Source organism: Streptomyces iranensis (genome assembly GCF_017874715.1).
Classification (GTDB): Bacteria; Actinomycetota; Actinomycetes; order Streptomycetales; family Streptomycetaceae; genus Streptomyces; species Streptomyces iranensis.
Genome location: NZ_JAGGLR010000018.1, coordinates 231,174 through 243,033, shown reverse-complemented (window position 1 = coordinate 243,033; position 11,860 = coordinate 231,174). Strand labels below are relative to the sequence as shown.

Sequence of the window (11,860 nt, the reverse complement as noted above, 5' to 3'; positions counted from 1 at the left end):
GACAAGGCCTTCCGGATTCCTCGAGAGGGAAACGCACGTATGAATGAGGAAAAGCTCCGCTACTTTCTCAAGCGGGTGACCGCCGACCTGCATGAGACCCGGCGCCGCCTGCAAGAGGTGGAGTCGGAGGACCAGGAGCCCATCGCGATCGTCGGCATGAGCTGCCGCTACCCGGGCGGGGTCGGCTCGCCCGAGGATCTGTGGCGGCTGGTGTCCGAGGGCGGGGACGGCATTTCCGAGTTCCCCACCGACCGCGGCTGGGACATCGGGCGGCTCTTCGACGACAATCCGGACGGCGCGGGCACGAGCTATGTCCGGGAGGGCGGTTTCCTCCACGACGCCAACTACTTCGACCCGGCCTTCTTCGGTATCAATCCGCGCGAGGCCCTGGCGATGGACCCCCAGCAGCGGCTGCTGCTGGAGACCACCTGGGAGGTGTTCGAGCGGGCGGGCATCGACGCCACCTCCGTGCGCGGCACCCGTACCGGTGTCTTCGCGGGCGTCATGTACCACGACTACGCATCGCGGCTGCGCGCCGTGCCGCCCGGTGTCGAGGGCTACCTCGGCACCGGCGGCTCCAGCAGCATCGCCTCCGGCCGGGTGGCGTACACCTTCGGCCTGGAGGGCCCGGCGCTCACCGTCGACACGGCGTGCTCCTCGTCGCTGGTGACCCTGCACCTGGCCATGCAGGCGCTGCGCAACGGCGAGTGCTCGCTGGCCCTGGCGGGCGGTGTCACCGTGATGTCGACGCCCGGCACCTTCACCGAGTTCAGCCGCCAGCGCGGGCTGTCCTTCGACGGCCGCTGCAAGTCCTTCGCGGCGTCCGCCGACGGCACCGGCTGGTCCGAGGGCGCGGGAATGCTGCTGGTGGAGCGGCTGTCGGACGCCCGCCGCAACGGCCACAAGGTGCTGGCCGTCGTCCGTGGCTCGGCCATCAACCAGGACGGCGCGTCCAACGGCCTGACCGCGCCCAACGGCCCCTCCCAGCAGCGCGTCATCCGCCAGGCGCTCGCCAGCGCCCGGCTGACGGCCGATCAGGTCGACGTGGTCGAGGCCCACGGCACGGGCACCACGCTCGGCGACCCGATCGAGGCGCAGGCGCTGCTCGCCACGTACGGCAAGGAGAAGCCCGCCGAACGGCCGCTGCTGCTCGGCTCCATCAAGTCCAACGTCGGCCACACCCAGGCGGCGGCCGGTGTCGCCGGGATCATCAAGATGGTCAAGGCCATCGAGCACGGCTATGTGCCCAAGTCCCTGCACATCGACGAGCCGTCGCCGCACATCGACTGGTCGGCGGGGGCCGTCTCGCTGCTGACCGAGGGGCGGCCGTGGCCGGAGACCGGCCGTCCGCGCCGCGCCGCCGTGTCGTCGTTCGGCATCAGCGGCACCAACGCCCACCTGATCATCGAGCAGCCCCCGGTGGAGGACCCCGAGGCCGAGGAGGAGCCCGCGGAGGCCCCCGCCGAAGGGACGGCGGCGCCCTCAGAAGGGACGGCGGCGCCCTCAGAAGAGACGGCGGCCCCCGCCGAGGAGACGGCCGCGCCCCGCACCCTCCCCCTCCTGCCGTGGCTGGTCTCCGGCAAGGGCGAGGACGCGCTGCGCGCCCAGGCCGCCCGGCTCCACGCCTACGTGGCCGAACGCCCCGATCTTGACCCGGTGTCCCTCGGCCACTCCCTGGCCACCACCCGCGCCGCCCTGGAGAACCGCGCGGCCGTCATCGCCGGTGACCGCGCCACCTTCCTCGACCGCCTCGCCGCGCTCGCCTCCGGTGAGCCCGCCGCCGGGGTGGTCCAGGGCGTGGAGACCCGGGGCAAGCTGGCGTTCCTCTTCACCGGCCAGGGCAGCCAGCGCCTCGGCATGGGCCGCGAGCTCTACGAGACCTACCCGGCGTTCGCGGAGGCGCTGGACGCGGTGTGCGCCGCACTCGACCCGCGCCTCGAACGCCCCCTGAAGGACGTGCTGTTCGGGGACGACGCCGCCACGCTGGACCGGACGGGCTTCACCCAGCCCGCGCTGTTCGCCGTCGAGGTGGCCCTCTTCCGCCTCGTCGAGTCCTGGGGCCTGAAGCCGGACGTGGTCTCCGGACACTCCATCGGCGAGATCGCCGCCGCACATGTGGCGGGGGTGCTCTCGCTCGACGCCGCCGCCCTGCTGGTGGCGGCCCGGGGCCGCCTCATGCAGCGGCTGCCGGGCGGTGGCGCGATGATCGCCGTCCAGGCGTCCGAGGACGAGGTGACGCCGCTGCTCACCGACCGGGTGAGCATCGCCGCGCTCAACGGCCCGACGTCGGTGGTCATCGCGGGCGACGAGGACGCGGCGCTGGAGGTCGCTTCCGGTTTCGAGGCCCAGGGCCGTAAGACCAAGCGCCTCACCGTCAGCCACGCCTTCCACTCACCGCTGATGGACCCGATGCTGGAGCCGTTCCGCAAGGTCGCGGAGAGCCTGACGTACGAGGCCCCGAAGATCCCGGTGGTCTCCAACCTCACCGGCGGCATCGCGCCCGCCGCGGAGATCGCCACCGCCGACTTCTGGGTCCGCCATGTCCGCGAGGCCGTGCGCTTCCTCGACGGCATGCGCGCGATGGAGGCGCAGGGCGTCACCACTTACCTCGAACTCGGCCCGGACGGTGTGCTGTCCGCGCTCGGCCAGGAGTGCCTGGCGGGCGAGGCCGAGCACGTGGCGTTCGCCCCCGCCCTGCGGTCCGGCCGCCCCGAGGCCGGGACCCTGACCACCGCCCTGGCCACCCTGCACACCCGGGGCACGGCCCCCGACTGGGCGGCGTACTACGCGGGCACCGGCGCCGAGCGCGTCGAGCTGCCCACGTACGCCTTCCAGCGCGAGCACTACTGGCTGGACGCGGGCACCGCCTACGGCGACGTCTCCTCCGTCGGCCTCGGCACCGCCGACCATCCGCTGCTCGGCACGGCCGTCTCCCTGGCCGACGCGGAGGGCTTCCTCTTCACCGGGCGGCTCGCGCTGGACACCCATCCGTGGCTGGCCGACCACGCCGTCATGGGCGCGGTCCTGCTGCCCGGCACCGCGTTCGTGGAACTGGCGGTGCGCGCGGGTGAGCAGGCCGGCTGCGATCTGCTGGAGGAACTGACCCTCGAAGCGCCCCTGATCCTGCCCGAGCGGGGCGGGGTCCAGCTCCAGATCGCCGTGAGCGCCCAGGACGACACCGGCCGCCGCACCCTCGCCCTCCACTCCCGCCCCGACGAGGCGGGAGACGACGAGCCGTGGCTGCGGCACGCCACGGGCGCCTTGGCGGCGGGCACGGCGGAGGGTTCGTTCGACCTCAGCGCCTGGCCGCCCGCCGGGGCGGAGCGCATCGACACCGACGGCCTGTACGAGGGCCTGGCCGAGGCGGGCTTCGGCTACGGCCCGGTCTTCCAGGGCCTGCGCGCCGCCTGGCGCGCCGACGGCGAGGTCTACGCCGAGGTCGCCCTCCCCGAGGACACCGAACCCGGCGCCGCCCTCTTCGGTCTCCACCCGGCCCTGCTGGACGCCGTCCTGCACACCATCGGCCTCAGTGACCTGACCGAGAATCCGGGCCAGGGCGGACTCCCCTTCTCCTGGACCGGCGTCCGCATCCACTCGGTGGGCGCCGACACGGTCCGCGTCCGCCTGTCGTCCGCCGGAAACGGCACGGTGTCCCTCCAACTGGCGGACGTGACGGGCGCCCCGGTGGCCTCGGTCGACCGCCTCGCCCTCCGCACGGTCTCCCAGGACCAGCTGACGGCCCCGGGCACCGCCCCTGACGCCCTGTTCAAGGTGGACTGGACCCCGATCCCGGCAACGTCCGAGCCGGTGTCCCAGGACGACTGGACGACGATAGGCCCCAACACCCCCTACCCCGACCTGGCGACGCTGGCCGAGGCCATCGATGCCGGCACCCCACCGCCGCAGTACGTGGCGGTGCCCCTGAACCAAGCCCGTCCGGCAAATCAAGCCCGTCCGGCGATTGAGGACACGCCCGAAGGGCGCCCGGGTCCGGCATCTCCAGCCCGTCCGGCGTTTGAGGACCGGGGTCCAGGGGCGGAGCCCTGCCACGCGGCGGAGCCGCATATCGATGCTGCGGGAAGGGGCGGGATAGGGGAAAACCCCGCCGCCACGGGGCATCAGGCCACCACCCAGGTGCTGGGACTGTTGCAGCAGTGGCTGGCCGACGACCGCTTCACCGACTCCCGCCTGGTCATCCTCACCTCCGCCACGGACCTGGCCCACGCCGCCGTCCACGGCCTGGTCCGCTCCGCCCAGTCGGAGAACCCGGACCGCATCATCCTGGTGGACCTCGACACCCACCCGGACTCCCTCGAAGCCCTGCCCACCGCCCTGGCCTCCGGCGAGCAGGAACTCGCGGTACGCGAAGGCAAGGTCAAGGCCCCCCGCCTGGCCCGCGCCACAGCGCCGGAGCAGAAGCGAGCCACCGAGTGGAACCCCGAGGGCACCGTCCTGCTCACGGGCGCGTCCGGCACCCTGGGCGCCCTGTTCGCCCGCCACTTGGTGGCGGAGCGCGGCGTACGCCATCTCCTCCTGGTCAGCCGTCGCGGAGACCAGGCCCCCGGCGCGGCAGAACTCAACGCCGAACTAGCCGAGTTGGGTGCCCAAGCCCGCTGGGCGGCCTGCGACGTGGCGGACCGCGCCGCCCTGGCCGAAACCCTCTCCACCGTCTCCGCCGACCACCCCCTCACAGCCGTGGTCCACGCCGCAGGCGTCCTGGACGACGGCGTGATCGCGTCCCTCACCCCCGACCGGCTGACCACCGTCCTCCGTCCCAAGGCGGACGCGGCGTGGAACCTGCACGAGCTGACCCAGGGCGCGGACCTGTCCGCGTTCATCCTGTTCAGCTCGGCCGCAGGCGTCTTCGGCGGCGCCGGACAGGGCAACTACGCGGCGGCCAACGCCTTCCTGGACGCCCTGGCTCAGCACCGCCATAGCCAGGGCCTGCCCGCCACCTCCCTCGCCTGGGGCCTGTGGGCCGAGCCCGGCGGCATGGCCGGAGACCTGGACGAGGCGGAACTCGCCCGCCTCCAGCGCGGTGGCATCGCCGCCATCACCGCCGACCAGGGCCGAGAGCTGTTCGACCTGGCGAACGCCACGGACAACGCGCTGCTTGTCCCCATGCCCCTCGACCTGGCCGCCCTCCGGGCACAGGCAAGCGCCGGAATGCTGCCACCGCTCTTCCGCGGACTGGTCCGCGTCCCGCCCCGCCGCGCCGCCCAATCCGCCGCCGCCGCGAAGGATGGCGCGCTCGCCCAGCAGCTGGCCGGGGCGGCGTCCGACGCCGAGGCCGAGGCCATCGTCCTCGGCCTGGTCCGTACGCAGGTGGCGGCCGTGCTCGGCTACGCCGGGCCCGAAGCGGTCGAGCCCCAGCGCGCGTTCAGCGAGGTCGGCTTCGACTCGCTCACCGCCGTGGAACTGCGCAACCGCCTGACCGCCGTCAGCGGCGTCCGGCTGCCCGCCACGCTGATCTTCGACTACCCGACCCCCGCGGCCCTCGCCGCGTATCTGCGGGCCGAGGCCCAGGGCAGCCAGGAGGACGCGGCCGCGCCCGTGGCCGCCGCCACCGCACACGACGACGACCCGATCGCCATCGTGGGGATGAGCTGCCGGTTCCCCGGCGGGGTGACCTCGCCCGAGGACCTGTGGAAGCTGGTCACCGACGGGGCGGACGCCATCACCGACATGCCCACCGACCGCGGCTGGGACATCGAGTCGCTGTACGACGACGACCCCGACCAGCAGGGCACCAGCTACGCCCGTAACGGCGGATTCCTGCACGACGCCCACCACTTCGACCCCGTCTTCTTCGGGATCTCGCCGCGCGAGGCGCTCGCGATGGACCCGCAGCAGCGGCTGCTGCTGGAGACCACCTGGGAGGCGTTCGAGCGGGCCGGGATCGACCCGGCGACGGTGCGCGGCAGCCGGACCGGTGTCTACACGGGCGTCATGTACAACGACTACGGCACCCTCCTGCACCGCGCCCCCGACGGCCTCGAGGGCTACATGGGCACCGCCAGCTCCGGCAGCGTCGCCTCGGGCCGGGTGTCGTACACCTTCGGTCTCGAGGGCCCGGCGGTCACGGTCGACACGGCGTGCTCGTCGTCGCTGGTCACCCTGCACATGGCGGTGCAGGCGCTGCGCAGCGGCGAATGCTCGCTGGCGCTCGCGGGCGGTGTCACCGTGATGGCCACCCCCGGCACCTTCGTGGCCTTCAGCAAGCAGCGCGGCCTCGCGACCGACGGCCGCTGCAAGCCCTTCGCCGCCGCGGCCGACGGTACGGCCTGGGGCGAGGGCGTGGGCATGCTGCTGGTCGAGCGGCTGTCGGACGCGCGCCGACACGGCCACCCCGTCCTGGCTGTCGTCCGTGGCTCGGCGGTCAACCAGGACGGCGCGTCCAACGGTCTGACGGCGCCCAACGGTCCGTCCCAGCAGCGCGTCATCCGGCAGGCTCTCGCCAACGCCCGGCTGTCCGCCTCCGAGGTGGACGTCGTGGAAGCACACGGCACCGGTACGACGCTGGGCGACCCGATCGAGGCCCAGGCGCTGCTCGCCACCTACGGCCAGGAGCACACCGAGGACGAGCCGCTCTGGCTGGGCTCGGTGAAGTCCAACTTCGGGCACACCCAGGCCGCGGCCGGTGTCGCCGGGATCATCAAGATGGTCAAGGCCATCGAGCACGGCGTGCTGCCGAGGACCCTGCACGTGGACGAGCCGTCCCCGCACGTGGACTGGACGGCGGGCGCGGTGTCGCTGCTCACCGACCGGACGGAGTGGCCGGAGACCGGCCGTCCGCGCCGGGCCGCGGTGTCCTCGTTCGGCATCAGCGGCACCAACGCGCACACCATCATCGAGCAGGCCCCGGCGGAGCGGCCCACGGCGGCCGACACCACCGCACCCGAGCCGGGTCCGCTGCCGTGGATCCTGTCCGGCAGGAGCGAGACGGCGCTGAGCGCCCAGGCCGAGCGGCTGCTGGCCCACCTCGACGCCAACCTCGACGCCCACCCGGGCCTGCGCCCGGCCGACGTCGGCTACTCCCTGGCCACCACCCGCGCCGTCCACGACCAGCGCGCGGTGCTGGTCGGCACGGACCGCGAGGACTTCACCCGCGCCCTGACCGCGCTCGCCAGGGGCGAGGCGGCGGCCCAGCTGGTGCAGGGCACCGGGACGGCCGGTAAGACGGCGTTCGTGTTCCCGGGGCAGGGGTCGCAGTGGGCCGGTATGGCGGTGGGGCTGATGGACGCCTCGCCCGTCTTCGCGTCCCGTATCCACGAATGCGCCGCGGCGCTCGCGGAGTTCACCGACTGGTCGTTGGTGGATGTGTTGCGGGGTGCGGAGGGCGCGCCGTCGCTGGAGCGGGTGGATGTGGTCCAGCCGGTGCTGTTCGCGGTGATGGTGTCCCTTGCCGAACTGTGGCGCTCGCTCGGGGTCCGGCCGTCGGCCGTGGTCGGCCATTCGCAGGGTGAGATCGCGGCGGCGTGTGTGGCCGGAATCCTGTCGCTGAGGGACGCGGCGCGTGTGGTGGCGTTGCGCAGTCAGGCGATTGGCCGGGTGCTGGCGGGCAGGGGTGGCATGGTGTCGGTGGCGCTTCCGGTGGCGGAGGTACGGGAGCGGATCGCGGCCTGGGGCGAGGAGCGGATCTCGGTGGCGGCGGTCAACGGGCCGTCCTCGGTGGTGGTTTCGGGTGAGCCCGAGGCGCTGGAGGAGCTTCTGGCGTCCTGTGAGGCGGGCGAGGTGCGGGCGCGGCGGGTGCCGGTGGACTACGCCTCGCACTCGGCGCAGGTGGAGTTGCTCCGTGAGGAGCTGCTGGAGCTGCTGGCTCCCGTACAGCCGAAGAACGCCCAGTTGCCGTTCCTGTCGACGGTGACGGGGGAGTGGGTCGAGGGTCCGGAGCTGGACGCCGAGTACTGGTTCACCAACCTCCGCCGCACGGTTGAGCTGGAGGGCGCGGTCCGGCGGCTGCTGGACGAGGGCTTCGGTGTGTTCATCGAGTCCAGCGCCCACCCGGTGCTGACCATGGGTGTGCAGGAGACCGCCGAGGACGCGGGCCGTGAGGCCGCCGCGATCGGCTCGCTGCGCCGTGACGAGGGCGGTCTTGACCGCTTCCACACCTCGCTGGGCGAGGCGTGGACGCGTGGCGTGGCCGTTGACTGGGAGGCGGTGTACGAGGGGACGGGCGTGGCCCGCGTCGAGCTGCCCACGTACGCCTTCCAGCACGAGCGCTACTGGATCGAGGTGCCGCTCTCGGTGGGCGACGTCGCCTCCGCCGGTCTCGGCGCCGCCGGGCATCCGCTGCTGGGCGCCGCCGTCGAACTCCCCGACTCCGACGGCTTCCTGCTCACCGGGCGGCTCTCCCTCCAGACCCACCCCTGGCTCGCCGACCACGCCGTCTCCGGCACCGTACTGCTGCCGGGAACGGCCTTCGTGGAGCTGGCGATCCGCGCCGGTGACCAGGTCGGCTGCGATCTGCTGGAGGAGCTGACCCTGGAGGCGCCGCTGATCCTGCCCGCCCGGGGCGGGATCCAGCTGCGGCTGACCGTCGGCGCGCCCGACGCGAGCGGCCGCCGGGCGCTGGAGGTCTACTCCCGCCCGGAGCCGGACGCGGACCGGGGTGACGCCTCGGACGGCCCCTGGAGCCGCCACGCCGGCGGTGTGCTGGCCTCCGGCGACGCCGCCGACAGCGGGGCGGACCTGTCCGTATGGCCGCCCGCGGAGGCCGTCGCCCTCGACGTGGCCGACCTCTACGAGCGGTTCGCGGCGGGCGGCTTCGGCTACGGCCCGGCGTTCCAGGGGCTCGACGCCGCCTGGCGGCGCGGCGAGGAGGTCTTCGCGGAACTGCGCCTGGACGAGCGGCAGCACCGGGACGCCGCGCTGTTCGGGCTGCATCCGGCGCTGCTGGACGCCGCGCTGCACGGGGTCGCGCTCGGCGACTTCCTGGGCGCCGGGGCCGACGGCATCCGGCTGCCGTTCTCCTGGAGCGGGGTCACCCTCCACGCGGCGGGCGCCACGGCGCTGCGCGTACGGATCGCCCCGGCCGGGCCGGAGGCGGTGGCGCTGACCGTGGCGGACGGACACGGCGGCGCGGTCGCGTCGGTGGACTCCCTGGTGCTGCGGCGCATCGCCCCGGAGCAACTGCGCGCGGCCCAGGTGACGTACCACGATTCGCTGTTCCGGCTGGAGTGGGCGCCGGTGGCGGCGCCCTCGGCGGCCCCCGGGGCCGTCCGCTGGGCCCTGGTCGGCGAGCAGGCCGCCGCGAACGGCAGGGACGCCTTCGGGCTCGTCGACGCGCTGGAGTCCATCGGCGCCGAGTGCGCCGTCTTCCCCGATCTGACCGAGCTCGCGGCCGTGGTGGCCTCGGGCAGCCCCCGGCCGGATGTCGTCCTGCTCCCGCTCACCGGCCCCGCCGGTGGCGGTGGTGGCCATCTGGCGGAGGGCGCGCGGCTGGCCACCCACGCGGCGCTGGACACCGCGCAGTCGTGGCTCGCCGAGGAGGGCCTCGCCGGGGCGCGGCTCGCGTTCGTCACCCGCGGGGCGGTCGCCACGTCCCCGGACGCCGAGGTGTACGACCTGCCGCACGCGCCCGTATGGGGGCTGATCCGCACCGCGCAGACCGAGAACCCGGACCGGTTCCTGCTGCTCGACCTGGACAGCGAGGGAGCCCCGGCCGACGCGCTCATGGCGGCCGACGCGCTCATGGCGGCCGCGGCCGGTGGTGAGCCGCAGCTCGCGGTCCGCGCGGGCGCCCTCCACGCGCCCCGGCTGGCCCGGGTCGCCACCCAGGGGGAGGACCAGGCGCCGCAGGGACTGCCGGAGTTCGACCCCGACGGGACGGTCCTGATCACCGGCGCCACCGGTGTCCTCGGCGGGCAGCTCGCCCGCCATCTGGTGGCCGAGCGCGGTGTGCGGCATCTGCTGCTCAACAGCCGCCGCGGCCAGCGCGCCCAGGGGATGCCCGAGCTGGTCGACGAACTGACCGCGCTGGGTGCCCAGGTGAGCGTCGCGGCCTGCGATGTGGCCGACCGCGAGGCGCTGTCGCTGCTGCTGGCCGAGGTGGACCCGGCGCATCCGCTCGCCGCCGTCGTACACACCGCCGGAGTGCTGGACGACGGGCTGCTGCCCGCGCTCACCCCGGAGCGGATCGACGCGGTCTTCCGGCCGAAGGTGGACGCGGCGCTCAACCTGCACGAGCTGACCCTGGACCTCGGGCTGAAGGCGTTCGTGGTGTTCTCGTCCGCCGCCGGTACCTTCGGCGCGCCGGGCCAGGCCAACTACGCGGCCGCCAACACCTTCCTGGACGCCTTCGCCGCGCACCGACGCTCCGCCGGGCTGCCCGCGCTCTCGCTGGCCTGGGGCCTGTGGGAGCAGCGCAGCGCGATGACCGGCGGCATGGCGGACGCGGACGTGGCCCGCATGGAGCGTTCCGGGATGGCGCCGCTGACCTCGCGGGACGGTCTGGAGCTGTTCGACACGGCGTGCTCGGTAGGCGGTGCGGCGGTGCTCGTACCGCTGCACCTGGACATCGCGCCGCTGCGCGGGCAGGCCGCCGAGGGCGCGTTGCCCGCCGTCTTCCGCGGGCTGGTCAGGACCCCGGCCCGGCGCCGTACCGTCTCCGCCGGGGCGGCCGACACCGGCGGCCCCTCGCTGGCGCGGCGGCTGGCCGGGCTGGCCGAGGCGGAGCGCGAGCAGACCGTGCTGGATCTCGTCCGCGGCCAGGCCGCCGCGGTCCTCGGCTTCGCGGACGCGGAGGCGGTGGGGGCCACACGGGGCTTCCTGGAGCAGGGCTTCGACTCGCTGACCGCCGTTGAGCTGCGCAACCGGCTGGGCGCCGCGAGCGGGTTGCGGCTGCCTCCGACGCTGCTGTTCGACCACCCGACGCCCGAACTGGCCGCCCGGCAGCTGCTCGCGCAACTGGCCGGTGCGGTGGCCGCCGAGGGCGGCGCGGTGTCGGACGCGGCACGGGACGAGGCGGCGGGCGCGGAGCCGTCGGCCGTGTTCGGCGCGATGCTGCGGGAGGCCGGACAGCGCGGTGAGCAGGAGGAGTTCACCCGCCTGCTGATGGACCTCTCGCGCTTCCGCCCCTCGTTCGCCAGCCCCGCCGAACTGGACCGGGCGCCCGCGCTGGTGCGGCTCTCGCGCGGCGAGACCGGGCCCGCGCTGGTGTGCTTCTCCTCGATCCTGTCGATCGGCGGCCCGCACCAGTACGCCCGGTTCGCCGCCGGATTCCGCGGCCACCGGGACGTCCTCGCACTGGGCAACCCTGGCTTCGTCGCCGGGGAGCGGCTTCCGGCCAACCCGGAGGCGGTGGTCGAGGCGCAGGCCGAGGCGGTGCTGCGGGAGACCGACGGAGCGCCGTTCGTGCTGCTGGGCCACTCCTCGGGCGGGCTGCTCGCCCATGAGGTGGCCGCCCGGCTGGAGAGCACCGGGGTCTTCCCGGACGCGGTCGTCCTGCTCGACATCTACTCCCACGACCGGGACGCGGCCGTCGCCCTCCAGCCCGGACTGAGCGCCGGGATGGACGAGCGGAGCGCGGGCCAGGTACCGGTGGACGACACCCGGCTGCTGGCCATGGGCGCGTACTTCCGGCTGTTCGGGGAGTGGCGGCCCCAGGAGGTCAAGACGCCGACCCTGCTGGTCCGGGCCGGGGACCGGCTCTTCGACTGGTCCCGCGACGGCGGCGACTGGCGCTCGTACTGGCAGCTCCCGCACACCGCGCTCGATGTACCGGGGAACCACTTCACGATGATGGAGGAGCACGCCGGAACGACGGCCCGCGCCGTGGAGGACTGGCTGTCCTGACTGACGGACGGACGTGCTGATGCGATGAAGCACAGTGGGACACGGTGGAGATATTGACGCGGCG

General features: G+C 74.1%; 1 protein-coding gene. It reads left to right on the top strand.

The annotated features are described in order from the left end of the window. Positions 1-39: 39 nt before the first annotated feature. Entirely contained in the window at positions 40-11,796 is an 11,757-nt protein-coding gene (locus J2Z30_RS31200; protein ID WP_044575069.1) for a type I polyketide synthase, read from the top strand. Positions 11,797-11,860 lie beyond the last annotated feature (64 nt).

Excerpts from the sequence above, each read along its gene's own strand:
- J2Z30_RS31200 (WP_044575069.1), top strand. The coding sequence starts at position 40 with ATGAATGAGGAAAAGCTCCGCTACTTTCTCAAGCGGGTGACCGCCGAC.